This window comes from Bradyrhizobium sp. Rc2d, assembly GCF_900099855.1.
GTDB lineage: Bacteria > Pseudomonadota > Alphaproteobacteria > Rhizobiales > Xanthobacteraceae > Bradyrhizobium.
Window position 1 is genome coordinate 580,874 of record NZ_FNCU01000001.1, and the last position, 26,418, is coordinate 607,291.

Below are 26,418 nucleotides of genomic sequence, written 5' to 3' on the forward strand. Positions count from 1 at the left end.
CGTCAGTCGGCCGGACGGCCGCTCCGGCAGGGGCCGAAAGGCCGCCGGGGAGGAAAGTCCGGGCTCCCTTGACATGCGGTGCCGGATAACGTCCGGCGGGGGTAACCCCAGGGAAAGTGCCACAGAAAACGAACCGCCCGCCTTCGCCCCTTCGGGGCTATGGCGTGACAAGCCCGCGAGGCTCGCCACGCCGAAGCAGCGCAAGCTGCATAGGCGGGTAAGGGTGAAAAGGTGCGGTAAGAGCGCACCGCGGCTGCGGCAACGGAGCCGGCATGGTAAACCCCACCGGGAGCAAAACCGAATAGGGACGGCGTAGCGGGCTGTTCGCGCAAGCGATAACGCCGCGGGGCGATGTCAGGCCCGCCGTCCGGGTAGGTTGCCCGAGGCCATGTGCAAACATGACCCCAGAGGAATGGCCGTCACGTACCGTTCGCGCAAGCGGGCGGTGCCCTACAGAACCCGGCTTACAGGCCGGCTGATATTCTAAAGCGTTTTCGAGCGAAGTGGGTTTCCGGTTCGCGTGAAGAAAACGTCTTGCTAAGGAAGCAACGAGGGGTTCGGCGTGAATGCGCCGGGCCCCTCACCATTTTAGGGGCAAGCGCGCAGCCATTTAAATGGTGTCATTCCGGGGGGCGCGAAGCGAGAGCCCGGAATCCATCGGACGGCACAGTTGGTGGAGGAATGGATTCCGGGTTCGTGCTGCGCACGCCCCGGAATGACGATGTAGCGGCCGGCCGCGCAATGTAGACGCTGCGGCCACGTTAGGCCGCGCGCGTATTCGCCTTTACGATGACGGGTGCAAGCTCGCCGGCCTCGCGCCGCAGCTTGCTCGCCTCGAAACCGTGCATGCCAAGCTGCCATTGCAGCCCGACGATGGCGCCCTTGGTCGGCTGCAGTAATGCGAGCGAGGCGAACAGGGTCACCGGCAGCCACAGCGCGAGTTGCAGCCAGAGTGCCGGCGCGTAGGCCGTCTCGACCGCGAGGATCGCCGGCACCACGAGATGGCCGACGACGACCATCACGAGATAGGCAGGAAAGTCGTCTGCGCGCTGGTGGAACAACTCCTCGCAGCAGTGGTCGCAAGCGTGAGCCACTTTCAGGAAACGGCCGAACATGTGCCCTTCCCCGCAATTCGGACATTTGCCGCTGAAACCGCGCCACATCGCCTTTGCCAGAGAGACCGTCGCCATGACCACACCTCTTCCTTTTCAACGATCCATACAATAATATCTTGCATCCATACATTCAAAGGATATGGGCCTATATTGCATGGATTGGACCCCTACAATCTCGGAGCTCTCCGGCCCGCGCTACCAGCGCATCGTCGAGGCCATGGAGGCCGACATCGCCGCAGGGAGGCTGGTGCGCGGCCAGCAATTGCCGACGCAGCGCGCACTCGCAAAAGCGCTCGGCATCGATCTCACGACGGTGACACGCGCCTACACCGAGGCGCGGCGCCGCGGCATCATGGAGGCCCGGGTCGGACAAGGCTCGTTCGTATCGGAGACCAGCGCGCGCCGTGCGGTCGACATGCCGCATCCCGTCGCGATTGATCTCTCGATGAATGTGCCGCCGCATCCGCTGGAGGCGCAGCTCGACGAGCGCATCATCGCCGGAATGGAGTCGATCCGCGCGCAATCGGGCCTGACGGCGCATCTCAACTATCAACCGCCCGGCGGCAGCGCGCATGAGCGCGAGATCGCAGCGCGCTGGATGCGCGCACGCGTTCCGCATGCACATGCCGACAGGTTGGTGATCTTTCCGGGCGCGCAAACGATCCTGTTCAACCTGCTCGCTCATCTCGCGCGGCCCGGCGAAATCGTGCTGACGGAAACGCTCACCTTTCCCGGCATCAAGGCCGCCGCCGCACGGCTCGGCGTCAAGCTCATCGGTGTCGCCATGGACGACGGCGGCATCCTGCCCGACGCGCTGGCGAAGGCCTGCCGCGCGCACAGCCCGAAGGCCGTCTATCTCACTCCGACGCTGCACAATCCGACCACGGCGACATTGTCCGCCGAGCGGCGTCACGCCATCGCAAAGATCATCAGCGATGCCGGTACGACGCTGATCGAGGACGACGCCTACGGGCTGCTCGATCGCTCGGCATCGCCGATCGCGAACCTCATTCCGGAGCGGACTTATCTCGCGACCACGCTGTCAAAATGCATCGCGCCGGCGCTGCGCGTCGCCTATTTGCTGGCACCCGACAACGACGCGCAGCAGACGATGCGCAGCCATTTGCAGGCCACCGTGCAGATGCCGGCGCCGCTGATGGTCGCGCTGGTCACGCATTGGATCGAGACCGGCATTGCCGATCGCATCATCACCGCCATCCGCAACGAGGCAGTCGGCCGCCAACAGCTCGCGCAGCGGGCGCTGAAGGGGTTTCAGTTCCTGGCCAAGCCCGCCGCTCATCATCTCTGGCTGCCGCTGCCGGAGGGCCGGTCCGATGTCGCGGGGCATCTCTTGCGGCATGGACTCGCGGTGGTCGCCGGCGAAGCCTTCACGGTCGACGGGACACCACCGCATGCGGCACGCGTCTCGCTGGGGGCGGCACGCAACAGATCGGAATTGACGGAAGCGCTGCGCATCCTGGTCGGCGTGCTGCACGAGCCCGCCGACACCAGGCAGATCGTCTAGACTCTTTATTGATGAGGACGACTTATTGATGATGACGACGGTGGCGTGGGCGAACCACCGGCGCAACGGCTGCAGGATAAGCCGCATAGGCCTCGCTCGGGGCCACCGCCTCGCCGCGGGCTGCGTGGCCCGCGGGCGTGAGCTGGCCGCCATTGAGCACATCGCGGTCGGGATGCGCGGCCTGATAGGCTGCAGGCTCGGAAAACTGCGCCTGCGCCAATGTCGGCGTCAGGGCGGCGGCCGATAACAGCGCGGCCGCAACGGCAATGTTCATGCGGGTCATGATCATGCTCCATCATCTCATCAGGGACGGTGCGGCGTGACGCCCGGCAGGCCCCAAGATTAAAGTACGAGCGTCATGTAGGCACGTCTTCCGCGAACGCCCGCCCCTGGGGATCACGCTTGCGTGCGGCTTTGAAATTGACCTTCGCGGCCGCATCTGTGCTATGCGCCAGATGATGATCAAAAGCGGGATCGCGTTCGGCATCGCCGCTAACGACAGGAAATGATTGGTGGAAACGTCCACTTACGCGCTGCTGCTGTTCGGCGCGCTGGCCGGCGGCTTCGTCTCGGGACTGGCCGGCTTCGGCACGGCACTGATGGCGCTCGGCATCTGGCTCTATGTGCTGCCGCCATCGCTCGCGGTGCCGCTGGTGCTGATCTGCTCGGTGATCGCGCAAACCTCAACGCTACCGTCGATGTGGAAGAGTTTTGACCTCTCGCTGGTCTGGCCGTTCCTGATCGGCGGACTGATCGGCGTGCCGCTGGGAACGATAATGGTCGCCTCCGCCGATCCAAAAGTGTTCAAGCTGAGCGTCGGCGTGCTGCTCCTGATCTTCTCGAGCGCGCTGTATCTGAACAAGAGGCCGCTCGCGATCAAGTTCGGCGGCCGCATTGCCGACGGCTCGATCGGCTTTGCCGGCGGCATTCTTGGCGGCCTCGCCGGACTGTCGGGCCCGCTGCCGATCCTGTGGGCCAACATCCGCGGCTGGAACAAGCACGAGCGGCGCGGCATCTTCCAGCTCTTCAATTTCACGGTGCTCGCGACCGCGCTGGCGTTGCAGACCGCCTCGGGCCTCGTCGAACTCAAAGTGGTCTGGCTCGCGCTGGTCGCGTTTCCGGGCACACTGATCGGCGCATGGGCCGGCGCGCGGGTCTATCACGCCCTGAGCGACAAGCATTTTGGCGATGTCGTGCTCGGCCTCCTGTTCCTGTCGGGCCTCGGTCTCGTCTGGAATAGTGTTGGCACGCACTAAAGCATGATCCGCAAAAGTGCGGAGCGGTTTTCCGAAAAGATCATGCTCAAACAACAAGCTAAAGCGCGATGACGATTCATCCCAATCTCATCGCGCTTTAGGCGGGCACGCGTGCGGGAGGCGCGACTGGCTCGGCCCCCGCCTGCTCCATGGGTTGCTCCGGACGGGGCGATACCAGTCGCTTCATGAATTCGCGGCGCAACAACCACAAGCTCAGCGCAGCCTGGAGCGTCGTCGCAGCGATCGACAAGTACCACACGTGCTCCATGCGGAAGCCCGGCCGCGTCGACAGCCAGATCGCCGGCAGCGAATAAGTGAACACGCGCGTCGCCGAGCTCAAGAGCGCCGGCTTGGTGTTACCAAGGCCCTGGAACATGCTCGAGCAGGTGAAGATCAGGCCCTGCGCCACCATGTTGAGCGAGATGATCCGCAGGAACAGGAAGGCGATCTCCATCGTCTCCCGGTCGTTCGAGAATCCGGCGAGCAGCAATTCCGGCTTCAGCTGCGCAAGAATCATGAAGCCGATCATCACGACGGTGGTGATCAGCGCCGCCTTGACGAAGGTTTCGCGCACGCGCGCGCCGTTTGCAGCGCCGACGTTCTGGCCGGCGATCGGCCCGGCCGCCAGCGCGACCGCAAGCGCCGGCATCTGGATCAGGCCGAGCACCCGCTGTCCGATGCCGAATCCCGCCTGCGCCGCCGCACCGAAATCGCGCAACACGTAGTAGACCACCGCCATGAGGATGAACATCATCGCGAATTCGCCGCCGGCGGGCAGCCCGACATTGAGGATGCGCTTCAAATGGCGCGGCTGCGGGCGCCACTGCGCCGCGTCGAACGCGACGTAGCGCTCGACCTTGCGGAAGTACGCCAGCAGCATCAGAACGCCGATCGCCACCGCGATCGAGCTTGCCAGCCCCGCGCCGGCAACGCCGAGTGCGTAGCCCGTGCCACAGCCCGCGATCAGCACCGGCGCCAGCGCAATATTGATGACGACCGCGAGCGCCTGCACCAGCATGGCGGGACGCACGATGCCGGTCGCGCGCAGCGCAGACGCCATCACCTGTGTGGCGAATTGCAGCGCGAGCGCCGGCATGAACCACAACAGATAGATGGTCCCAGCCTCGATCGTCGCCTCGTCCGCGGCAATCGAACGCATGTAGAGGCGCGACAGTGCTGCGCCCATGGCCAGAGTCAGCAGGCCGAACAGCACAGACAGTGCGATCGCCTGGTTGAAGATCAAATTGGCATCCTGTCGATCCTTGCGTCCCACCGCATGTGCGATCAGCGCAACGGTGCCGACGCCGAGCACCTGCATCAGCGCGTTGACGAGAAATCCGGCGTTGCCGGCCGCGGCGACGCCCGCGACCGCTGCATCGCCCAGTCCCGACACGAAGTACAGGTCGACCAGCTGGCAGACCATGATCGTGACCATGCCGACCATGATCGGAGGGGCCATGGCCAGGATGTGTCTCACGATGGAGCCGTTCGTCAGGTCTTTCATGTCAGTCCATCCTTGGCGCCGTAACATCGGGACGTTCGCCCCTGCCGCGCGCCTCATTCCGCTGCTGCGATATGTCCGAGCTCCACCACCTGGCGCTCGAACAGGCCGCGATAGATGCCGCCGGGCTTGGCCGCGAGCAGAGCATGCGTGCCCTGCTCGACGATCTCGCCGCGGTCGAACACCAGGATGCGATCGAGGCTGCGCACCGTCGACAGGCGGTGCGCGATCACGATCGAGGTGCGGCCCTTCATCAGCCGCTCCATCGCCTGTTGGATCAGCGCCTCAGATTCCGAATCAAGGCTCGAGGTCGCCTCGTCCAGGATCAGCACCGGCGCATCCGCCAGGAAGGCGCGCGCTAGCGCCACGCGCTGCCGCTCGCCACCCGACAGCTTTACGCCGCGTTCGCCGACCAGCGTGCCGTAGCCCTTGGGCAGGCGCAGAATGAAGTCGTGCGCGTTCGCAAGCCGCGCCGCATGCTCGATCGCCTGCAGGCTGGCACCCGGACGGCCATAGGCGATGTTCTCGGCGAGCGAGCGGTGGAACAGGATCGGCTCCTGCTGCACGATCGCGATCTGGCTGCGCAGCGATTGCTGCGTCGCGAGCGCGATGTCCTGCCCGTCGATCAGCACGCGGCCGCCGGAGACGTCGTAAAGCCGCTGCACCAGCTTGACGAAGGTCGTCTTGCCGGAGCCGGAGCGGCCGACGAGTCCGACCCGTTCGCCGGCGCGGATCGTCAGCGACAGCCCGTCATACAGCGGCGCGCGATGGCCGCCATAATGGAACGTGACGTCGTCGAACACGATCTCGCCGCCCTCGATCGCGATCGGCCGCGCATCGGAAGCATCCGCAATGCCGACCGGCTCGTCGTGGATCGCCACCAGCTCGTCCATGTCGTTGACCGAGCGCTGGAGGTTGTTGATATGCATGCCGACGTCGCGCAAGTAAGCGTGGATGACGTAGTAGCTCGTCAGCACATAGGTGACGTCGCCGGGCGAGGCGTGACCTGACATCCACAGCAGCACCGATCCGCCGATTACGGACGCGCGCAGGCACAGCAGCAAGGAGAGCTGCGACATGGCTGTGTAATTGTAGCGCAGCCAGGTCCGCCGCACGCGCACGCGCCAGCGGCCAACGACGCGCGCGAGCCGCGCATCCTCGCGCAGCTCTGCGCCGAACGACTTCACCACGGCGTTGCAGGTCAGCGCGTCCGCCAGCGTGCCTCCGACCTTGGTGTCCCAGGCATTGGAGACGCGCGCCGCCGGCGCGATGTAGCGGGTCGAGAACACCACCGTGATCGTGACGTAGAAGATCGCCCCGAGCGCGATCACCAGGCCGAGCGAGGCCCAATGCAAGCCGATCAGGACCATCGAGCCGATCAGCACCAGCAGCGAGGGCGCCAGCGCCAGCAGAATGGTGTCGTTGAGCAGGTCGAGCGCCCACATGCCGCGCGTGATCTTGCGCACCGTGGAGCCTGCAAAGGAGTTCGCGTGCCAATCGGTCGAGAAGCGCTGCACGCGCGTGAACGCATCCTGCGCGACGTCGGACATGATCTTCAGCGTGAACGGCACGATCGCCTGGAGGCCGACGAGCCTCAGCACCATCGAGGCCGCGCCCAGCGCCACGATGGCGCCGAATGCCACCAGCGCCGCGTGGCGCGCATCCGGATCCGATGGGCCGCGCGTCAGCGCATCGACCAGATGCCCTGAGAACACCGGCATGAACAGGTCGGCGATGGTCGCACCCAAGAGGCCGCCGGCCACGATGAGGCCGCGCCCGGGCTGCTGCAGCCAGTGCCGGAACACGAAGGGCAGCACCAAACGGATCGCGGCGGGCTTTTTGGACAGAGCGGTCATGACATCATCCGGCCGCTCGCGCAGGCCGGCTCCATCGATGGACGCAGGCCGGCCGCGAGGGCCGAAACGGCGTCACTCAAAACTGACTTTGACTTGGGAAGCGGAGCGATCGGGGCGCTTGGCCGAAACCTTGGCCCAATCGAAGCTGGCGGAAAGGGCCTCTAGGAGGCCGAGCACATACCGAGCCAGAACATCGAGCGCGGGCGTGCGATCTGCGAATGCGACGAAATCATGCAAATCTCTCCCCGGTTCGATTGAATGAGGTGCGCTTTATAGATGTGTCGTTTGCGATTTGCAACGGGGCTCGCGCGAGATCACGCATGAGTGTTGCAATTTGGTGCGCCTTTGCGCGTAAACGCCACTCAACCTCCGCGGTCATGCCCCGCGGAGGCGGGGCATCCAGTATTCCAGAGGCGGTAGTATTTCAATCGATAAGCCGCGGCGTACTGGATCGCCCGCCTTCGCGGGCGATGACATCGAGAGTGCCGCGTCAATGCGCGTCGCCGCCGCCGGTCATCGCGGCCGGCTTGTTCAGCAGCGCGACCAATAGGCTGAGGCCGAGATAGAACAGCGTCAGCATGAAGAAGGCGTCGCCGAAGCTCATCACCACGGCCTGGCGGTGCACGAGCTGCGACAGCTGCTTCATCGCCATCAGCGTGGAATCGCCGAGCCCCTGGAATTTCTGCATGAACATGGTCAGGGTTTCGGTCGCAGTCGCGTTGCCCCAGGTCACGCGCTCCTGCAGGCGCGTGATGTGCAGATCGGTGCGATCGTTGAGCACGGTGTTGATGATGGCGAGCCCGACCGCGCCGCCGAGATTGCGCATCAGGTTGAACAGGCCGCTCGCGTTCTTCACCCGATCAGGCGCCAGCGTGCCGAGCGCGATGTTGTTGGTCGGCACCATCGCGAACATCATGCCGATGCCGCGCAGGATCTGCGGCACCAGCAACTCGTAGAAATCGTAGTCGCGGGTGATCCAGGTCATCTGGTAGGAGCCGATCGCGAACACGACGAGGCCGAACGCGATCATGTAGCGCATGTCGAACTTCACCATGAGACGGCCGACCAGCGGCGCGACCAGGAACATGGTGATGCCGGAGACGAACATGGTCTCGCCGATCATCAGCGCGCTGTAGCCGCGCACTTCGGCGAGATAGCGCGGATAGATATAGGTCAGGCCATAGAGGCCGATACCGATGCAGAACTGGAGCAGGCAGCCGATCGCGAAGTTGCGGTTGGAGAAGGTGCGCAAATTGACGATCGGCTCGGCCGCCGTGAAGACGCGCCAGAAGAAGGCGATCGCCGAGATCGCGCAGATCCAGGCGCAGATCGCCACCGAGGTGTCCTGCAGCCATTCATATTGCGGACCTTCCTCCAGCACATATTCCAGCGTGCCGAGAAAGCCGGCCATGAACAGCAGGCCCCACCAGTCGAAGCGGTCGAGCAGCTCGAAATGCGGCTCGTCGAAATCGACCAGCGCCAGCACGCCCAAGGTGATGCTGATGCCGGGCACGACGTTGATGAAGAACAGCCAGTTCCACGACATCAGGTCGGTGATGTAGCCGCCGACGGTCGGCCCAATGGTCGGGGCCAGCGTAGCGACGAGACCGATGATGGGACCGACGATGTGGAATTTCGTGCGCGGGAAGACGGTATAGGCCGAGGCGAACACCGTCGGGATCATGCCGGCGCCGAGGAAGCCTTGCAGCGCGCGCCAGAGGATCATCTCCTCGATCGTGGAGGCGAAGCCGCAGAGCAGGCTCGAGAAGGTGAAGCCGGCGGCCGAGATCGCGAACAACAGCCGCGTACCGAAAGCGCGCGATAGAAATCCCGACAGCGGGATCGCGATCACTTCGGCGATCAGATACGCAGTCTGGACCCAGGAGACTTCGCTGGAGCTCGCCGACAGGCCGGCCTGAATCTCGCTCAGGGAGGCCGAGACGATCTGGATGTCCAGGATCGACATGAACATCCCGAACACCATGATGATGAAGGCAAACAGCCGCTTCGGCGCGATGCGCTCCGATGCGGGATCCGCCATCATGGCAGGTGAAGCGGTGGTGGCGTTGGCCATGGTGTCAGCTCAGATGCAAGCTGCGAGCTCTCTTCACCTCTCCCGCTTGCGGGAGAGGTCGACGCGCTCGCAGAGCGCGGCGGGTGAGGACTCTATCCTCTTGGGGAGTCTCGCTAGCAGAGATACCCTCTCCCGCAAGCGGGAGAGGGAGCGCAGCTGTACTCGGAGCTAGAGTGTCGCGAGTCATGAGTGATCAATCCTACTGCGGGTGGATCGCGGTGGGATCGTCGAGATCGACCTCGCTGTCGGCGTCGGCCGCGCCTTTGTTGGTGTCGACGGTGGCGTAGACCGACATGCCGGCGCGGAGCAGGTTCTGCTTCGCCACCGACTTCGGCACGCGGATGCGCACCGGCACGCGCTGCACGATCTTGGTGAAATTGCCGGTGGCATTGTCAGGCGGCAGCAGCGTGAACACCGAACCTGCGCCCGCCGCGATGCTGTCGACCACGCCCGAGAACTTGCGCATGCCGTAGGCATCGACCTTGATCGTCACCGGCTGGCCGGGACGGATGCGCTTGAGCTGCGTTTCCTTGAAATTGGCGTCGATATAGACGGCATCGAGCGGCACGACGTTGCCGAGGCGCTGGCCGACCGCGACGAAATCGCCGGCGCTGACCAGGCGATTGGAGAACGTGCCGTCGACCGGTGCGCGCACCGCGGTGAAGCTGAGGTCGCGCTCGGCCTTGGCGAGCGTGGTCTTGAGCTCGGCGAGTTGGGCCTGCGCTTCGGCCTGCTGCGCCTTGGCGACGTCGACATTGCTGACCGCGACGTCATAGGCGGCCTGCGCAGCCTTGACCGCGGCGGCGCCCTGATCGCGTCCGGCTTCCGAGCTCTCGAACACGGCGCGCGAGGCAAACCCCTTGTTGCTCAGCGCCTGCTGACGCTCATAATCGAGATCGGCGCGCTTGAGGCCCGCCTCAGCCGAGACGAGCTGCGCCTTGGCCTGCGCGACCTGGCTGTCGAGCGCGGCAACCTGGCGGCCGATGCGATCGATCGTGGCCTGCTGGGTCGCGATCTTGGTCGCGGCGGCATCGACCGCGATCTTGTAGTCGCCGTCGTCGATGCGGAAGACGACGTCGCCGGCGCGAACCGGCGTGTTATCGCCGGCGAGGATCGAGGAGATGTGACCGGCGACGCGCGCGCCGAGCATGGTGTTGTTGGCGCGGACATAGGCGTCGTCGGTGGAGATGTAGAAGCGGCCGACCAGCGTGTAGTAGCCGGCATAGCTCGCGACCGCGAGCGCCAGCAGCAAGCCAACGCCCATCAGGACGAATTTGCGCTTGCCGGATTTGGGCGCGCCGGCAGCGGCGCTATCGGCAGGTGCAGCCGGGGCCGCCCTGTCGGGCGCGGGCTTCTCGGCCACCTCGGCGGTACGGCGCCTGGTTTCCTCGGCCACATGAGAGCGCAATTGCTCGGCCAGGACGGCGGGTTTCTCGGTCGCAGCGTCACCGCCGGTCTGCTCGTCCACCGCTTCCTGGCGAAGAACGCGCGCAGCCTGGTCTCTCGATACGGCCATAAAGGCCTCCCCAAAAAAGCGCGACCAAGGGCAGGCCGTCGTGCGGCCTGTTTCCTCTCGCCCATCTCAAATATCATTGACCGAACCGTTCGGTCAATATACATAATGTTCCCGTCCGGGACCCTACGGGCCCGAATCCTTATATTTGCGTTTCATGGTGCCAGACCCGATCCAAAACCTTCCGAGACCCTAAACCAATGGTTGTAGCTGCCAGCGAACATCTGCACGTCCTCCACGAGGAGGACAGCTCCAAGCGCCGCCAGATCCTGGACGGGGCTCGCAAGGTGTTCATGGCGCTCGGTTTCGACGGCGCCAGCATGGGCGAGATCGCGCGCGCCGCGCAGGTCTCCAAGGGCACGCTCTACGTCTACTTCGCCGACAAATGCGCGCTGTTCGAAGCCATCCTCGAAGAGGAGGCGCTCCAGCACGGCCAGGTCGTGTTCAATTTCGATCCCGCGCGCGATGCCGAAACCACGCTGAAGGAGTTCGGCCGGGCCTACATCCATCTGCTCTGCCGCCCCGGCGGCGGATCGGCGATCCGCACCGTGATGGCGATCGCCGAGCGCATGCCCGATGTCGGCCGCCGCTACTATGGGCGGGTGCTGGACAAGACCATCAACCGCCTCTCCGAGTATCTCAGAGCCCATGTCGGCTCCGGTGACCTCGATATCGACGATTGCGATCTTGCTGCCTCGCAATTCATGGAACTCTGCAAGGCTTCACTGTTCCTGCCCTTCGTCTTCCAGGCCGCGCCTGCGCCATCGGAACAACGGATGACCGAGGTGGTCGACAGCGCGACGCGGATGTTCCTGGCGGCGTACCGGAAGTAACGGCAAGCAGGCCGCGCGTTGCGCAGGCCGGCGCCGCGGCCCTATATTGCGGCCATGTCTCGTGATCTTCGCCCGCCGGTCGATATCCTCCATTATGAGATCGTCCAGGAACAGGCCTCGGCGCTTGGACGGATGGGTCGCGCGCTCGAACAGACGCTGACGCGTCTGCGCGAGTTCGACGCCGCCCACGCGCTCTCGGAGACGCCGGCCTCGCTGCAACCGGCGAGGCGCAGGCTGGTCGCGGAAGCCGGCCAGGCGCTCTGGATGTTCGTGGTGCAACGGGAGGCGTCCGGCTTGCGCGACAGCCGCCACATCATGCGGACCTACAGCGTTCCCGGCGAGGTGCAGCAGTGCATGGGGCTGGTCCCCGTACCATCGAAGCCGACGTCGACATGATCTGCTAATTAGGTCGAACTATGCCCATCGTAGCCCGCATGGAGCGAAGCGGAATGCGGGGATACCTGTCCCGGATTGCGCTTCATCCGGCTACAGGGTTTTGCAAGCCTCAATCGTCGGCGTAGTCGTCCTCTTCGCGCTTGTGCGCGGTGCTCTTGCGGCCGAGCGAACCAGTCACGGAGGGATCGCGCGCGTTCGCATATGGACTGCGTGACTGCGCACGCGCGGCGACCTCTTCGCCGGAGACGGCGGCAGGCTGGCAGATCAGGCGACGGCTGGCGCGGCGCATCAGGTCGACGTGGATGTGATCGTAGTGATAGACGTTCGAGCCCGGCGCGAGCACCGTGGTGAAATGCGCGCAGGCGCCGGACTGCACGTCGCGCAAAAACCCCTGCTCTTCCGGCATGCCGCGCCAGCCGTCCTTCACGGTGACGCGGCGGCCGTCGGCGAGCACGAAGGCGGATATGTCGAGCGCATTGCCGAAGGCGTGCTCGGAGATGTGGGCGCGCGAATTGCCGTTCATGCCGCGGCAGGAATAGGCTGAGATCTGCTTGATCTCGGCGACGCGGACGCCGAACCAGCGCATGGCCGAGGGCTGCACGGTGTCGGCGAGCCAGCGGTCGAGCTCGGACACGATCGGACAGGCCAGCGTTGCAGTCGGCTTGATCGCAACGGGACCGACGGCGGTGACGGGATTGCCCTGTGCCGGGCCAAGACGCGGCAACGGCTGCTGCGCGGGCGCCTGCGAGTAAGGCGCCGGACCGGCCGGCCGCGCCGGATAGCTCGGCGCATTCATGTAGCGCGCAGCACCCGCCGCATCAGTGCCCTCGGGAGGCAGGTCGATCTCGTCTTCCTGCGGCGCCACGCCGGGCGCGTTCAACGACATCGGACCGGTTGAGCTGCCATAGCCGAAAGGCTGTTGCACTGCGCTCTCGGGGTAATTCGATCGCTGCGGATAGGAGGAGGCCGGATAATTCTGGCTCTGCGGATAGTTCGATCGCGGCTGCGTCACCGGCCAGCGCGGCTGGTTGCCGATGTTCGCCGGCGGACGCAGTTCCTCGTCGGCAAAGCCGTAGCTGCTGGAGGCTTCGCCGATGGCGGCGACCTTGAGCGGAAATTCGGCGCCGCACTGGCCGGGGCCGGAGATCGGGTCGATGCGGACGATGTCCGCACTCTCCTTGACCGCCCCCGATTTCAGGCACGCCGCTTCCGCCTCGGCCCGCCACGGTTCGCGTTCGGCCTGAAAGAAGCCGCGTCCGCAACCCGCTAGCGAAACAAGGACGATGGAGCCGACGAGATACAAACGAACTCCGCGCGTCATGAACGCACGTTCGGCGAATTTACTTAAAGACTCTTCAACGTGTCGATTTCAGCCTTCTTTAACCATACCGGCCCGCGCGCGCGGAAATGCTGCCGGGCTGAGCGACAGCAAGACTGCCTTTTTCGGCAAGAGACTTTCTGTTAACCATAAAGCTCGCGCCCAAGGCGGCGCGACAGCGGGACCGATCTCATGACGTTCGCCGACAGATTGAGCATTATCACCGCGTACCTCGCCATGGCCTTCGTCGGCGCCATCGTGCTCGGCATGATTTAGCGGCTCAAACGTAAGACGGTGTCTCTCTTCCCTTCTCCCCTTGTGGGAGAAGGTGGCGCGAAGCGCCGGATGAGGGGTCTCTATCCTCGCGCGCTTCTGGTGGAGACAGACCCCTCACCCCAGTGAGCCCGCGTCGACCAGCGGAGCTGCCCTCTCCCACAAGGGCGAGGGCACAACAATGCGCATCTCTCGATGAGCTACGACCGCGTACCCCACTGCTGCGACGTCGTGACCACCTTCTCCTGCCGCTCCTCAACACGCGTCCAGTCGTTGCCGGAGCAGAAGAAGCGGCCGAGGGCACAGGCTTCGACGTGCAGCTTGCCGGGGCTCTTCAGCGTCATCGTCGCGTAATAGGTGTTGCCGCTGGAGCGGCTATAGATGCTGCCGGTCCAGGCGTCGTGCGATTTCGGCTTCATGTTGACGAGAACGCTCTCGCCTCGGTTTGAGGCCTCGCTCAGCGCGTAACCGCACAGTGCCGGTCCGCAGCGCTCGATGCGAACGGTGCCGTTGGCGCCAGCGCTCTCCCACTCGCCGAGCGGCATATAGCCCTCGTCGTCGCTGCGCTGTGCGACTGTTGCGGTCTGCTTGATGTCGGGCCTCGGGACGATGACCGGCGGCGCGACGCGCGGCGGATCGAGCGCAACAATCTTCGGCGGGTCTACGCGCTGCAAATCAACCCGCGGCGGATTGAGGCCCGACCCCTTGAGTCTTGGCGCCGGCGGCAACACAACGGGCTGCGACGTCGTCGCGGCAAGGACGGGAGGCGCTGGTGGCGGCACGACCGCAGTCGCTTGTGGCGGCCGGACCGGCGCCGCCGGACAAACCGGCTGCGGTGCCTGGACCACCGGCGCGGGCGCCGGCTGCGAGACCGGTGCTGTGCTGACGGCTTCTGTCGGCCGGAGGCTGCGACTGGACACCGAAACACAGGAAGCAGATCGGCAATTGCGCGGTGCGTCGACATGAAACCGGTGGCCGCCGATGGAGAACGAATAGGAACCGGCCTGGGCGGCGGGCGCAATCGCCATCAAGGCGATCAATGTGCCAAGCGAAGTCGCAAGCCGCTGCATCGACGCCTCCCTCTCTGTCGCGGCGACGTTACCCGGATGAAGATTGGCCAAATGTGCGCCGGCTCACGCAAGCCGGCGTGACGTTTGTCACGGAAGACAGGACGGCACCGTCGTAGGGTCGAACCACGCTCAGTCACCAGCGACATCAGTCCATACCGGGACCACGCAATTTCGGAGGTCGTCATGAACAAGCTGACCATCGCCGCCACCGCGCTCTTCCTTGCTTCGACCGCCGCCGCGCATGCCGGCAATTCGATCTCGTTCCAGATCGAAGGCCAGCACATCCGCATCGAGACGCCGCGCAACTGCGCCTCGCTCAATTGCGTGACCATCGTCGCGCCGGGCCTGTCGGACAAGCCGATCAAGCTGAACAACATCAACCTCAAGGGCCTTGGCGGCTCCAACGACGATGACGTCGACACCACGCCGGCTCCGGCGACCACGACTGCACAGCCCGCGCCGACTCCGGTGCAGCAGCAGCCCGTGCCGCAGGCGCCGGTCCAGGCGGCTGCGCCCGCCGTTGCCGCCCCCACAGCCCCCGCCGCGAGCGTTGCCGCCGCTCCGTCCGTCGGCGTCGACAATACGCAGCCTGCGCCTGTTACCGCGCCTGCTCCCGTTGCCGCGCCCGCTCCCGTCGCTGCGGCTCCCGCGCCGGCCCCGGCGCCGGTTGCGGCGGCGACTGTGGCGGCACCGAACTCGCCGATCGGCGTGTGGGCGACCGAAGAGAACAAGGGCAATGTCCGTGTCGAGCAGTGCGGTCCCAATCTCTGTGGTTACGCCGAGAAGACCAACGCGCGTATCCTGATCAACATGAAGCCCGAGGGCTCGAAATGGAGTGGCCGCATCCACGATCCCGATTCCGGCCGCAATTACGACTCGACCATCGCGATGAAGGGCCCGAATCTGATGCGCGTGCAGGGCTGCGCCTTCGGCGGCATGTTCTGTGGCGGTCAGACCTGGAAGCGCGTGAGCTGACGCTGGAGGCATCATCCCCGATTGCGCAATTACGCAATGGGGGCGATGCGAAGCATCGAGCCCGGGATCTCATGCCACAAGCTCGCACAACAATTTCAAGATTCCCCAGATGCGCAAATGCGCATCTGGGGTTCGCGATTTCGTGTTCATCCGTCATTCAGCTGTCCCCGGCTGAAATCCGCAGCTCTCACCTCGCGTTCTCACCGGGATCTCCTCGTGACTTCATTGGCAGCCTGGCGCCGCTTCGTGTTTGCGCTCGCCCTGCTGGCCTTGCTGCCGGCCGGCGCGAGCGTGACGTTCGCAGCCGACTCGATCGAGTTTGCGCAGGCACAGCCGCAAGCACAGCCGATACCCGCCCCCTCCCCGACACCGTCGGCCTCTCCCAGCCCCGCCACAGACGCGCAGCCCACCGCCGTCGAGCCGATCGGCAACGTCGCGACCGTGACGGGGATCGCGACCGTGATCCGCGACAAGAACTCGTATCCGCTGCGCGTGCGCGACGACATCTATCTCAACGACGTCGTGCAGACCTCGTCGAACTCCTCGCTCGGCATCACCTTCAACGACGCCACCACGTTCAACCTCTCGGCCAGCGCCAGGATCACCATCGACAATTACGTCTATGAGGACGGCGGCAAGCAGAACGCCGCGATCTTCGACGTCGGCAAGGGCACGGTCGCTTTCGTTGCCGCAGCGGTGGCGAAGACCGGCGACATGAAGATCACGACGCCGACCGCGACGCTCGGCATCCGCGGCACCACCGGCGTCGTCGATGTGCCGGAAGGCGCGGCGGCGAACAGGGCGAGCAATGTCAACATCAAGCTCTATCCCGACGCAGACGGCCGGGTCGGGCACATCGACGTCGACGACCGCAGCAGCGGCGCGCGGCTCGGCGCGCTGACGCAAGCAGCGAGCGGTTTTGCGATCCGGCCGGGTACAGGCGGCGCGGGCGGCGTCATGCGCTTTGCCGCGGTGCCGATCACGATTCCGCCGCAGCAGATCGCGCGCGACCGCGGCTTCGTCAGCCAGGTGCATCTGGCGCAGACCACGGGCCGGCAGATCGTCACCGAGCAGCGCGACTTCCGCCGCGCCAATCCCGGTGCGCTCAGCCGCATTCCGCGACCGCTCCACCCGCAACAGCAGCAATTGCGGCCGAACGCGCCGCCGGGCCAACAGCCGCAGCGGCCGAACGGCCAGCCCGGCCAGAATTTCCGTCCGGGTCAGCAGCAGCCGGGTACGCCGAACCGGCAAGGCGCGCAGCCACCGCAGCGGCAGGGCCAAGGCGGCGCGGTACAGCCGGGTGGCCAGCGCGCGGGTCAGGGGCAACAGCAGCGACAAGGTGCGCAGCAGCAGGGGCTGCAAGGTCAAGGCCAGCAAGGCGAGGTTCGGCCGCCAGGAGCGCCACGCACCGGGCAAGGCGCCCAGCCCGGTGGCGTACAGCAGACGCAGCCGCAAGCACCGCGCACGGGATTGCGGCCCGGTCAGCCAGCACAGCCACCTGCGGCCCAACAGCCAGGCGGCATCCAACGTCAAGGCGGCTTCCAGCAGCGCCTCCCTGGCGCACAACGCCCCGCAGCGCCGCGCAAACCGGCGCCGAAGGAGAAGGAGCGGCGGTGACCCTTCCTTCTCCCCTTCGTGTGCGCGAAGCTGCATCGTCAGCGCGGCGGCGGTTCTGAGGAAATCGTGCGAAAGAAGCCCGCTCCGCCGCCTCCTCGTCATTGCGAGGAGCCCTTGCGACGAAGCAATCCAGAATCTTTCTGCGGAGAGATTCTGGATTGCTTCGCTGCGCTCGCAATGACGAGTTGGAAGGAGCTGGCGTTACCGCACTAACTTGCAGATGCCGTTTTGCCCAGCATGCGGCGCGCGCTCATGCGTCGCCGCGCAGCCACGCCTTCACCTTCTGCAACAAACCATGCCGCAATTCATCGACCGACGCGGCCTCGGCAGGTGTCAGCTTCTGCAGGGCCGCATCGATACCGTCGGGCACAGGCGGCGTCGGCTCGGGAGCGGCCGCCAGCCCCGCAGTCGCGAGCGCGATCGGACCAACGTGTGTCAGGAACGCGCGCTCATACTCGCGCGAGAGGCGGGCGATCGCATCGTCCAGCGTCAGCCAGTCGACCGCCTTGATGTCGTTCATCAGTTTGCGGACTGGCCCGCCGTCAGCCTCCATCCGCCAGAAATGCACGACCTTGGAGCGCCCGCCGGATTGATAAACGAGCGTGCCCAGAAATTCGCGCACGGCGACATCGTGGCCGGTCTCCTCCAGCACCTCGCGGTGCGCGGCTTCCTTGGGCGTCTCGCCGTCGTCGAGCTTGCCCTTGGGCAAGACCCATTCGTTGCGCTTGCGCTGGCGCACGACTGCAATCAGCGGCGTCGAACCACGCCGCAGCACGATACCACCCGCCGCCATCACCGGCGCCCGCGCCATCGCTCATATCCAGTATCGTTATCCCCGCGGACGATATAGGCGGCGGGCGCGGCGGATTGAAGGCTACTTTCTGTTCAGCAGCGCCTGACCTGCACGAATGCGTGTGCCCTCCGCGATGCCGTCGCAGAACGTGAAATCGCCCGGCGCGAGGATGATGATGGTCGAGCCGTGCTCGAACCAGCCGAGCTCCTCGCCCTTGCTCACGTTGACGTCGCAAGGGAAATTGACCGGGCCGCGGGTCTGCGCGTTCAGCACCATGTCGAGGAAGTGCAGGCGGATGCTCGCGACCAGGATGGCGGCGACCGGCACCAGCGTCACGGCTTCGCCGGTCGACAAATGCGTGCGGATGACCGCGCGCTCGTTCTTGCAGAACAGCCGCTCGACCCGCTTCAGCGCGATCGGATTGACGTTCCAGACATCGCCATGAATCAGCGTGACGCGCTGGATATGCGCGTCATAGGGCGCGTGGAAGCGGTGATACATGCTCGAGGTCAGCCGCAGCGTGACGAAGCTTCCGTTGCGATGCTGGTCGACGAGAGCGGAATCGCCGACGAGGTCGAGCAGCGAGTAAGGCGCGCCCTTGACCTGAAACAGCTCGGTGTCGGCGATCCGGCCATGGGCGCCGACAATGCCGTCCGAGGGGCTGGCGACAATGGAAGCGTCCGGATCAAAGGGACGCAGGCCCGGCTTGAGCTCCCGGGTGAAGCAGTCATGCAGGCTCTTGAAATGGGTCTTGCGCGCCTCCGACAGGTCGAGGTCGGAGAACAGCTTCCACAGCGCGATCGAGAAGTCCCGCACCAGCGGGTTCTCGATCTTGGAGAACCAGCCCATGAAGCGGGTCAGCGCGGCCCGGGGGATGCGGTTGGTCAACAGGAAGTTGAGGTCTTCCTGCTGGGTGAAAGAGGCGATGAGGGCTTTGACTGTCATGAATCTGTCAGCTCGCAGTATTAGCGCTTGTTGTCATGGAAACGACACTCCCGATTCTCTCGATGTCCGTGGCCGCCGCAGCCTCCGCTGCCGCCGTCCTCCCGAAGATCAAGGCGCGGGTCGAACTCTCCCGCGCCAAGCACCGCTCGCTCGCGGGGCACTCCAAGATGTCGCGCCGCGTGGCGCGGCTGCTCCCGTTCTACGAGTTCGAGGGCGACAAGTACTTCGGCTGCGACGGCGCGCCTGCCAACGTCGTGGCTCAGCGCCAGGACGCCTTCTTCCGCCTCGCCAAGCTTTACGCCGAGCGCTACCCCAAGGGCCGCGCGATGACGAAGGAAGCGGCGGAGACGATCTCCGACCTGAACTTCACCGAGAGCTATCGCGTGCCGTTCCAGTTCTCGCGCCTCGTCCGCGAGCATCTGGGCACCTCGACCTTCATGGAATCCTCCAGCGGCGTCACCGTCACGGATGTCGATGGCAACATCTCCTACGACCTCACGGGGTCCTACGGCGTCAACATCTTCGGCAATGACTTCTACAAGGAGTGCATCGAGGGCTCCGAGAAGCGCGCCCATGCGCTCGGCCCCGTGCTCGGCCCCTACCACCCCGTCATCCTCGAGAATGTGCAGCGGCTCTGCCAGATCTCCGGCCTCGACGAGGTCTCGTTCCACATGTCCGGCACCGAAGCCGTGATGCAGGCGGTGCGGCTCGCGCGCTACCACACCAAGCGCGCGCATCTCGTTCGCTTCGCCGGCGCCTATCACGGCTGGTGGGGCGACGTGCAGCCCGGCGTCGGCAATCCTATCCCTGCGCACGAGACCTACACCCTCGCCGAGATGTCGGAGAAGACGCTGCACGTGCTGCGGACGCGCAAGGACATCGCCTGCGTGCTGGTCAACCCGCTCCAGGGCCTGCATCCGAACGCCAATGCGCCCGGCGATTCCTCCCTGGTCGATTCCTCCCGCGGCGGCGATTTCGATCGCGCGGCATATACGGAGTGGCTGAAAAAGCTGCGCGAAGTCTGCACCGAACGTGGCATCGTGCTGATCTTCGACGAGGTGTTCGTCGGCTTCCGTCTCGCCGCCGGCGGCGCCCAGGAATATTTCGGCGTACGCGCCGACATGGTGACCTACGGCAAGAGCCTCGCTGGCGGCCTGCCGGTCGGCGTGGTCTGCGGCAAACGCGAGTTGATGCGCCGCTTCCGCGACGATCGCCCCGCCGACATCTGCTTTGCCCGCGGCACCTTCAACTCGCATCCCTACGTCATGACGGCGATGGACGAGTTCTTGAGCCGTCTCGCCAGCCCCAACTTCCGCGCCGTCTATGACAGGCTGGAGGAGACCTGGAACGGCCGCGTCCAGAAGCTCAACCGGATGATGACCGAGGCCGACCTGCCGGTGCAGTTCGCCAACTTCTCGTCGATCTGGACGGTGAAATACACCACGCCGTCCCGCTACAATTGGATGCTGCAATACTACCTGCGTGCGGAGGGCCTGGCGCTGAGCTGGGTCGGCACCGGCCGGCTGATCTTCAGCCTCAACTACACCGACGCCGACTTCACCGAGGTCGCCGAACGCTTCGTCCGCGCGGCGCAGAAGATGAAGGCCGATGGCTTCTGGTGGCACGACGGCGTGCTCACCAACAAGAACATCAAGCGGCAGATCCTGAAAGAGATGCTGGCCAAGCGCTTCGGGCGCTGAGGCTTTCTCACACTTAGCCCCGAGCACCGCCCGCCCTTCTCCCTCGCCCCGCTTGCGGGGAGAGGGTCGGGGCGAGGGGGACTCTCCGCGCGCGCTGTGGAAGTTGGCGAACGACCATCTAGCAGCACCCCCGCGGAGACTCCCCCTCACCCGGATCACATCTGCGATGCGATCCGGCCTCTCCCCGCACGCGGGGAGAGGCGAAGAAGCCCCCAAGACGTGGATGCCCGGGACGAGCCCGGGCATGACGCAACCAATTGACATCGGAGTATTGGATATGCGCAGCGCGCTCAGGCGTGCTGCTCTTCGAGCGTGGGCTCGCCGATGAGGCCCAGCGTGTGCTCGGGGTTGAGGTGCAGGCCGGGGTCCATCAGCTCGCCGCGCATCAGCGCGAGCGGGGCTTTGTGATAGAGCATCAAATCGTGGAACGGGTCGGTCAGGATCTTGGTCATCCAGACGAGGCCGGTCTCGACGTCGCGAATGAAGAACAGGTGCACGGTGCGGAACAAGAGGCCGCCGCCGCCGACCACGAGCCAGATCTTGGCGACCTGCCGCATGAAATCGGTCGCGCTCGCCCAGGGTGTGAACAGGCCGAACAGCGTGGGATCGGCGACCAGCACCAGCGGCGAGAGCGCCCAGATCGCCATCAGCACCACCTTGCGCTGAAGGTTGTAGCCGACCTTGATCTCTTCCTTGTACTCGTGCGTCGCCTGGTTGATGTGGTCGTAGTCATGCGGCTCGAAGAAGAAGTGACCGGCCTGGCGCGAGGTCATCGAGACCAGCCAGCCGACCAGCCCGGAGACCACGGGATCGATGAACAGCCAGACATAGGCAAAGAGGAAGCTCAGCGCGCTGACGAAGTGCAGGCTCTGATTGATGCGGCTGTGGTGATAGTAGCGATGGTCGTCCCAGCGCTGGATGCGCAGCTGCTCGAGATAATTCTTGATCATGCTCTTCCCCAAAATGCTTTCGGGTACGGGATTTAAAGGGATTCGATGTACGCCGTGTGACATCATCATTTTGTCATGTGACGATGTGCAGCGGCGCGATGACGCACGCGGACGCGTAAGCTCACGCCGCCTTGGCGACGTCGACCTTGCGGAAGCGCACCAGCGAGAAGTGCCCGAGCGGCGGAATCAGGCGGCGCTCGGCGAGTTCGATGCCGTGGGCGCCGGCCAGCCATTTGGCGTAACGCGACCAGGCGAACTCGGCGGTGCGGAAGCCGAGCGGACGCACCACCGGCTGGAGCTTCTGCTCGATGAAGCGGCGCATGCCGGTATCGGCGCTGACGCGGGTGAGGATGATCAGCTCGCCGCCCGGGCGCAGCACGCGGGCGAATTCGTCAAGCGCCTTTTCCGGATTCGGCACGGCGGTGACGACATATTGCGCCATCACCACGTCGAAGGAATTGTCGGGGAACTCGAGCTTCTCGGCATCCATCACCGCGAGACCCTCGACGTTCTTCAGCTTCTGCTCCGTCACGCGGCGGCGCGCCTTGTCGAGCATCGCTTCCGAGATGTCGGTGCCGAAGATGCGCAGGTTCGGCGCATAGAGCGGCAGCGAGATGCCGGTACCGACGCCGACCTCGAGCACCCGGCCGCCGATCTTGTTGGTGGCCGCAATCGCGGCCTGCCGGCCCTTGGCGAACACGCCGCCGAACACGAGGTCGTAGACCGGCGCCCAACGGTCATAGGCCTGCTCGACCGTGCCGCGGGTGAGGTCGAGCTGCTGGGTGCCGTCAAGGTTCATGATCTTAGCCATCGATGAGGTTCTCGCTGTGGTTCTAATTGAAGATCAACCGCGCACCGGCCGCCGCGCCATGCGAGGCGAGGTGCGCAAGACGCGACTGGGCTGAAGTGAGGTGAGATTGCCGACGAACTGGCGCGCGCTGTTCTCCCAGGAGCGTTCCAGCGCGAAATTGCGGCAGGTCTCGCGCGACATCGTGAGCGCGCGCAGGCACGCGGTTCGCAGATCGTGGTCGATCGCGCCGATCGGATGACCGGCGATGACGTCCTTTGGTCCCGTCACCGGAAAAGCGGCAACCGGCGTGCCGCAGGCGAGAGCTTCCAGTTGCACCACGCCGAAAGTGTCAGTCAGGCTCGGAAACACGAAGACGTCGGCCGCGGCGAGATGCGCGGTGAGATCCGCCCCCTTCTTCTCGCCGAGGAAGACGGCGCCGGGGTATTTCTTTTCCAGCGCGGCCTTCTGCGGGCCGTCGCCGACGACGACCTTGGTGCCGGGCAGGTCGAGCGAAAGGAAGGCTTCGAGATTCTTCTCCACCGCGACGCGGCCCATCGTCATGAAGATCGGGCGCGGCAGGTCGAGCTGAGCCGGGCTGTCGGGATGGAACAGCTCGGTGTTGACGCCGCGCGTCCAGAACCCGAGCCGCTTGAAGCCGCGTTCGGACAGCTCCTGCCGCAGCGAGGGCGTCGCCACCATGGTCATCGCGGCGGCATCGTGGAAGTGGCGCAGCACGGCATAACCGATGCTCGCGGGGATGCCGGTCCGCACCGAGACATATTCGGGAAAGCGCGTCGTATAGGAGGTGGTGAAGGCGAGCCGGTTGCGCCGGCAATAGACCCGCGCGGCCCAGCCGATCGGGCCTTCGGTCGCGATGTGCAGCGCGTCCGGCGCGGCTTTCTCGATCCGCCGCGCGATCTCCTTACCCGTAGGCAGCGCGATGCGCAGGCCTGGATAGGTCGGCAGCGGCCATGACGGAAAGCCTTCCGGGGTCAGGAAGTCGATCTCGACATCGAGAGCCTTGGCCGCGTTCGCCAGCGAGGTCAGCGTCCGCACCACACCGTTGACCTGCGGATGCCAGGCGTCGGTCGCGATTAATACCCGCATGGGAAAATCCCGAGAGTTTGATGATTCTCGGTTTCCGACCATCAACGAAGGATATTTCAGGCGTATGACGTCACAGAAGTGTCGGCCCACTGTTTTGTTCGTTAACGGGTCCGCGCGGCCACGAAACTGTCATGAAACAATCCTTGCGGCCGTGAAACCGTTTTCGGTTTTCCGCGCAAATGTCCCGAAACGTTTTGCCGTTAAGTGATCCACCCAACGGAGCACCGGTAGCGGTGCCGCGGTGAGCAAAAACACCGAGCAAACAGGGGCGATCAATGTTCAATCTGGACACGTTCAAGAATTATTCGCGCGTCGTTGCTTTTGGCGCAGTGGCGATCTCCGCATTCGCGTTCGCAGGTGCAGCCAACGCCGCGCCGGTGCAGCTCTTCCCCTTCTTCCAGCCGCTGCCGCCGATGACCGCGCCGCAGCCGCTTCAGCCCTATCAGCCCTACCAGACCACGCCTTATCAGGCCGCGCCGTCCGAGGATCAGGACGCGGTCGAGATGCCGGCCCGCTTCCGCCGCCAGACCGTTTCCTATGCAACGCGCGAGGCGCCGGGCACCATCATCATCGATACGCCCAACACCTATCTCTATTACGTGCTCGGCAACGGACAGGCGCTGCGCTACGGCATCGGTGTCGGGCGCGACGGCTTCACCTGGTCCGGCATCCAGTCGGTGAGCAAGAAGGCCGAGTGGCCGGATTGGACCCCGCCGCCGGAGATGATCGCCCGCCAGCCCTATCTGCCGCGCCACATGGCCGGCGGCCCCGGCAATCCGTTGGGAGCCCGCGCCATGTATCTCGGCAGCACCATCTATCGCATCCACGGCACCAACGCGCCCGAGACCATCGGCAAGCACGTCTCCTCCGGCTGCATCCGCATGACCAACGACGACGTCACCGACCTCTACGCCCGCGTCAACGTCGGCACCAAGGTGATCGTGCTGCCGATGACGGAGCGGCGAGCGGAACTCGGAGCTGCGACGCGCTGAGCGACAGGACATTGTGACGCAAACGGTCCCGGAACCCACCGGGGCCGTTTTCGTTTGCCCTCGACATCCCGAAGCGCGCTTGCTGTGGCGCGATCCCCGATGGAGGCGCAGATGCGAGCACGCCTGCAACTTTCGTCAAGCGCATGGCTGCGCGCGATCGGCACCGGGGCACTGACGCTGCTCCTGTCACCACCACTCCTCTCGTTCGCGCAGCAGCCGGCGAGCGACGACGCGGCCCACCAGGCCTTCAACAATTCCTGCCGCACCTGCCACTCCGTGAAAGAGGGCGACAATCGCCTCGGTCCCAATCTCAACAAGATCGTCGGACGCAAGGCCGGCTCGCTGCCGAACTACAATTACTCGTCATCAATGAAGGAAGCCGGCTTCGTCTGGGACCAGGACAAGCTCACCCGCTTCATGGTCAAGCCGGACGAGGTCGTGTCCGGCCACAAGATGCAGCCCTATGGCGGCATCTCGGCGGAGGAAGCGGCCAAGGTGGTTGCCTATCTGCAGGCGGCGGGCGGCTCGCAATAAGAGGCCGGACACATCGCGCCATTTTGGTGTGGCGCATCCTTCGAGACGCTCGCCGTTGGCGGGCTCCTTCAGGAGGGCTCGCCCCCGCGCCTTCGTTCCGCAATCAACCGCAGCCACGCCGCGGAATGAAACGCGCTCATCAACAGATACATCGGCACCATGCCAATGAGCGCGGATCCCTGGCCGGCAGAGCAGAGCATGTCCGCCGGACCGCCGCCGAGCACGGCGGTCAGCAGGGCCATGATCGCGAAGGTCGGCGTGGCCGCCAGCCCCAGCCATCTGGCGAGGTGACGCGCGGCCGCGATGCTGTCGCGGTTGACGCTGGCGGCCGCGCTGACGGGAGAGGTCATTTCCTTTCTCCCGCGGCCTCCTCGCGAAAGGCTTTCTCGCCGGCGTCCGAGATCTCGACCCACTTCTTGTCGGGCGCCGCGCCTTCCGTGTAGCTGTCGTGCCAATTCCACCATTTGTAGGTCGGCGTCTGCGGATAGCCCTTCGGCGAATCCTCCCAGACCTCCTGCCGGCCGAGCGGCGTGATGTCGAGATAGTTCCAGGTGCCGCCCATCTGCTCGTCGCCCCGGCTCTTGACGAAATAGGTGCGGAAGACGCGGTTGCCGTCACGGTAGAACACGTTGGTCCCATGCCATTCGTCGACGCCGAAATCGGCGTCGAAGCTGTCGGTGATAGTGACCCAGGGCATGGTCCAGCCCATCCGCTGCTTCAGCCGCGCGATATCGGCTTGCGGCGCGCGCGATGCGAAGACGAGGGTGGTGTCGCGGGCATTGAGATGCGCGACATGGGCGACCTGGTCGGCGACCATGGAGCAGCCCCGGCACGCATGATCGGGCCAGCCGAACACACCGGGCTCGAAGAAGGCGCGGTAGACGATCAATTGCCGCCGGCCCTGAAATAGGTCGACCAGACTGACCTTGCCGCCGGGGCCCTCGAACGCATAGGTTTTGTCCACTGCCATCCACGGCATACGCCGCCGCTCGGCGGCCAGGGCATCGCGGGCACGGGTATGCGCCTTTTCCTTCACGAGCAGTTGCAGACGAGCTGCCTCCCAGTCCTGCGGCGACACCACCGGCGGTGTTTGCATGGCGGAATGTCCAGTATTCCCTGCGTTTTCAACTGATGTCATCATGGCTCTCCAAACCTCTTGCCTGGGCGGTCATTCCGCGTCGCGTTATGACAGACGCGGAACAGCTCGCCCCTTACCGCACATCGTCGGTCGTAAACTGTTTCTGGCACCGGACGGTTGCGCGGTGGGAGTAACAAGTGTGGCGGG

The 26,418-nt window shown here is 65.1% G+C and carries 25 protein-coding genes and 1 other RNA gene; 10 read left to right on the forward strand and 16 right to left on the reverse strand.

From position 1 onward, the window contains the following. Positions 1–2: 2 nt before the first annotated feature. An RNA gene (gene rnpB, locus BLV07_RS02660) (RNase P RNA component class A) lies at positions 3–483 on the forward strand. 278 nt (positions 484–761) lie between these two features. Here rnpB and BLV07_RS02665 read toward each other — a convergent pair. Further along, positions 762–1,190 (reverse strand): DUF983 domain-containing protein, encoded by a 429-nt coding sequence (locus BLV07_RS02665; RefSeq protein ID WP_091879247.1) that lies wholly within the window; start codon positions 1,188–1,190, stop codon positions 762–764. Between the two features lie 79 nt (positions 1,191–1,269). Here BLV07_RS02665 and BLV07_RS02670 point away from each other — a divergent pair, with 79 nt between their 5' ends. Continuing rightward, on the forward strand, positions 1,270–2,640 hold the full coding sequence (locus BLV07_RS02670) for an aminotransferase-like domain-containing protein (protein ID WP_176945299.1): 1,371 nt from the start codon (positions 1,270–1,272) through the stop codon (positions 2,638–2,640). 22 nt (positions 2,641–2,662) lie between these two features. Here BLV07_RS02670 and BLV07_RS02675 read toward each other — a convergent pair whose 3' ends face one another. Then, positions 2,663–2,923 (reverse strand): hypothetical protein, encoded by a 261-nt coding sequence (locus BLV07_RS02675; protein WP_176945300.1) that lies wholly within the window; start codon positions 2,921–2,923, stop codon positions 2,663–2,665. A gap of 229 nt (positions 2,924–3,152) precedes the next feature. On the opposite strand from BLV07_RS02675, the gene BLV07_RS02680 reads away from it, so the two are divergent. Next, positions 3,153–3,896, forward strand: a complete 744-nt coding sequence (locus tag BLV07_RS02680) for a sulfite exporter TauE/SafE family protein (protein WP_091880321.1) — start codon at positions 3,153–3,155, stop codon at positions 3,894–3,896. A 97-nt stretch (positions 3,897–3,993) separates the two neighbouring features. On the opposite strand, the gene BLV07_RS02685 is transcribed toward BLV07_RS02680, so the two are convergent. The 5 genes from BLV07_RS02685 to BLV07_RS02700 all read right to left on the reverse strand — a co-directional run bounded on the left by BLV07_RS02685 (position 3,994) and on the right by BLV07_RS02700 (position 10,843). Beyond that, the gene (locus tag BLV07_RS02685; protein ID WP_091879256.1) at positions 3,994–5,400 is read right to left on the reverse strand and encodes an MATE family efflux transporter; all 1,407 of its coding nucleotides are present in this window, start codon (positions 5,398–5,400) and stop codon (positions 3,994–3,996) included. A gap of 53 nt (positions 5,401–5,453) precedes the next feature. After that, positions 5,454–7,253, reverse strand: a complete 1,800-nt coding sequence (locus BLV07_RS02690) for an ABC transporter ATP-binding protein (RefSeq protein WP_176945301.1) — start codon at positions 7,251–7,253, stop codon at positions 5,454–5,456. A gap of 72 nt (positions 7,254–7,325) precedes the next feature. Then, positions 7,326–7,490: a hypothetical protein gene (locus BLV07_RS47325; RefSeq protein ID WP_176945302.1), complete on the reverse strand. Its 165-nt coding sequence runs from the start codon at positions 7,488–7,490 to the stop codon at positions 7,326–7,328. Positions 7,491–7,743: 253 nt separating this feature from the next. Beyond that, complete coding sequence (locus BLV07_RS02695; protein WP_091879262.1) at positions 7,744–9,327, reverse strand: DHA2 family efflux MFS transporter permease subunit; 1,584 nt, start codon at positions 9,325–9,327, stop codon at positions 7,744–7,746. Positions 9,328–9,526: 199 nt separating this feature from the next. Further along, positions 9,527–10,843 (reverse strand): HlyD family secretion protein, encoded by a 1,317-nt coding sequence (locus BLV07_RS02700; protein WP_091879265.1) that lies wholly within the window; start codon positions 10,841–10,843, stop codon positions 9,527–9,529. 197 nt (positions 10,844–11,040) lie between these two features. Between BLV07_RS02700 and BLV07_RS02705 the strand changes: the two genes are divergently transcribed. Beyond that, positions 11,041–11,673: a TetR/AcrR family transcriptional regulator gene (locus BLV07_RS02705; protein ID WP_091879267.1), complete on the forward strand. Its 633-nt coding sequence runs from the start codon at positions 11,041–11,043 to the stop codon at positions 11,671–11,673. Between the two features lie 54 nt (positions 11,674–11,727). After that, positions 11,728–12,069, forward strand: coding sequence for a DUF6665 family protein (locus BLV07_RS02710; protein ID WP_091879270.1), 342 nt, complete (start codon positions 11,728–11,730; stop codon positions 12,067–12,069). Positions 12,070–12,178: 109 nt separating this feature from the next. Here BLV07_RS02710 and BLV07_RS02715 read toward each other — a convergent pair whose 3' ends face one another. Both BLV07_RS02715 and BLV07_RS02725 read right to left on the reverse strand, forming a co-directional pair. Then, positions 12,179–13,390, reverse strand: a complete 1,212-nt coding sequence (locus BLV07_RS02715) for an extensin-like domain-containing protein (protein ID WP_091879273.1) — start codon at positions 13,388–13,390, stop codon at positions 12,179–12,181. A gap of 470 nt (positions 13,391–13,860) precedes the next feature. Continuing rightward, positions 13,861–14,730 carry a DUF2147 domain-containing protein gene (locus BLV07_RS02725; RefSeq protein ID WP_091880324.1) on the reverse strand — a complete coding sequence of 290 codons (870 nt, stop codon included), beginning with the start codon at positions 14,728–14,730 and terminating at the stop codon, positions 13,861–13,863. Between the two features lie 183 nt (positions 14,731–14,913). Here BLV07_RS02725 and BLV07_RS02730 point away from each other — a divergent pair, with 183 nt between their 5' ends. Together BLV07_RS02730 and BLV07_RS02735 are read left to right on the forward strand one after the other, a co-directional pair. After that, on the forward strand, positions 14,914–15,705 hold the full coding sequence (locus tag BLV07_RS02730; RefSeq protein ID WP_091879276.1) for a DUF2147 domain-containing protein: 792 nt from the start codon (positions 14,914–14,916) through the stop codon (positions 15,703–15,705). Positions 15,706–15,930: 225 nt separating this feature from the next. Then, entirely contained in the window at positions 15,931–17,322 is a 1,392-nt protein-coding gene (locus tag BLV07_RS02735; protein ID WP_244550960.1) for a FecR family protein, read from the forward strand. Between the two features lie 250 nt (positions 17,323–17,572). Here the strand turns inward: BLV07_RS02735 and BLV07_RS02745 are convergent, their stop codons facing one another. After that, positions 17,573–18,133, reverse strand: a complete 561-nt coding sequence (locus BLV07_RS02745) for an NUDIX hydrolase (RefSeq protein WP_091879286.1) — start codon at positions 18,131–18,133, stop codon at positions 17,573–17,575. 63 nt (positions 18,134–18,196) lie between these two features. Next, on the reverse strand, positions 18,197–19,060 hold the full coding sequence (gene asd, locus BLV07_RS02750) for an archaetidylserine decarboxylase (RefSeq protein WP_091879289.1): 864 nt from the start codon (positions 19,058–19,060) through the stop codon (positions 18,197–18,199). A 35-nt stretch (positions 19,061–19,095) separates the two neighbouring features. Between asd and BLV07_RS02755 the strand changes: the two genes are divergently transcribed. Continuing rightward, on the forward strand, positions 19,096–20,760 hold the full coding sequence (locus tag BLV07_RS02755; protein ID WP_091879292.1) for an aminotransferase class III-fold pyridoxal phosphate-dependent enzyme: 1,665 nt from the start codon (positions 19,096–19,098) through the stop codon (positions 20,758–20,760). A gap of 290 nt (positions 20,761–21,050) precedes the next feature. On the opposite strand, the gene BLV07_RS02760 is transcribed toward BLV07_RS02755, so the two are convergent. From BLV07_RS02760 to BLV07_RS02770, 3 genes are all read right to left on the reverse strand, one after another. Further along, positions 21,051–21,710: a hypothetical protein gene (locus BLV07_RS02760; RefSeq protein WP_091879295.1), complete on the reverse strand. Its 660-nt coding sequence runs from the start codon at positions 21,708–21,710 to the stop codon at positions 21,051–21,053. Positions 21,711–21,831: 121 nt separating this feature from the next. After that, positions 21,832–22,521: a class I SAM-dependent methyltransferase gene (locus BLV07_RS02765; protein ID WP_036003432.1), complete on the reverse strand. Its 690-nt coding sequence runs from the start codon at positions 22,519–22,521 to the stop codon at positions 21,832–21,834. Positions 22,522–22,554: 33 nt separating this feature from the next. After that, complete coding sequence (locus BLV07_RS02770) at positions 22,555–23,607, reverse strand: glycosyltransferase family 4 protein (protein WP_176945304.1); 1,053 nt, start codon at positions 23,605–23,607, stop codon at positions 22,555–22,557. 275 nt (positions 23,608–23,882) lie between these two features. Between BLV07_RS02770 and BLV07_RS02775 the strand changes: the two genes are divergently transcribed. Together BLV07_RS02775 and BLV07_RS02780 are read left to right on the forward strand one after the other, a co-directional pair. Further along, entirely contained in the window at positions 23,883–24,599 is a 717-nt protein-coding gene (locus BLV07_RS02775) for a L,D-transpeptidase (protein WP_091879300.1), read from the forward strand. 99 nt (positions 24,600–24,698) lie between these two features. Next, positions 24,699–25,133: a c-type cytochrome gene (locus tag BLV07_RS02780; RefSeq protein WP_091879303.1), complete on the forward strand. Its 435-nt coding sequence runs from the start codon at positions 24,699–24,701 to the stop codon at positions 25,131–25,133. 68 nt (positions 25,134–25,201) lie between these two features. Here BLV07_RS02780 and BLV07_RS02785 read toward each other — a convergent pair whose 3' ends face one another. Together BLV07_RS02785 and BLV07_RS02790 are read right to left on the reverse strand one after the other, a co-directional pair. Then, positions 25,202–25,483, reverse strand: coding sequence for a hypothetical protein (locus BLV07_RS02785; protein WP_091879306.1), 282 nt, complete (start codon positions 25,481–25,483; stop codon positions 25,202–25,204). Continuing rightward, complete coding sequence (locus BLV07_RS02790; RefSeq protein ID WP_091879309.1) at positions 25,480–26,274, reverse strand: DUF899 domain-containing protein; 795 nt, start codon at positions 26,272–26,274, stop codon at positions 25,480–25,482. The genes BLV07_RS02785 and BLV07_RS02790 overlap by 4 nt, the downstream gene beginning before the upstream one ends. Between the last annotated feature and the right edge of the window lie 144 nt (positions 26,275–26,418).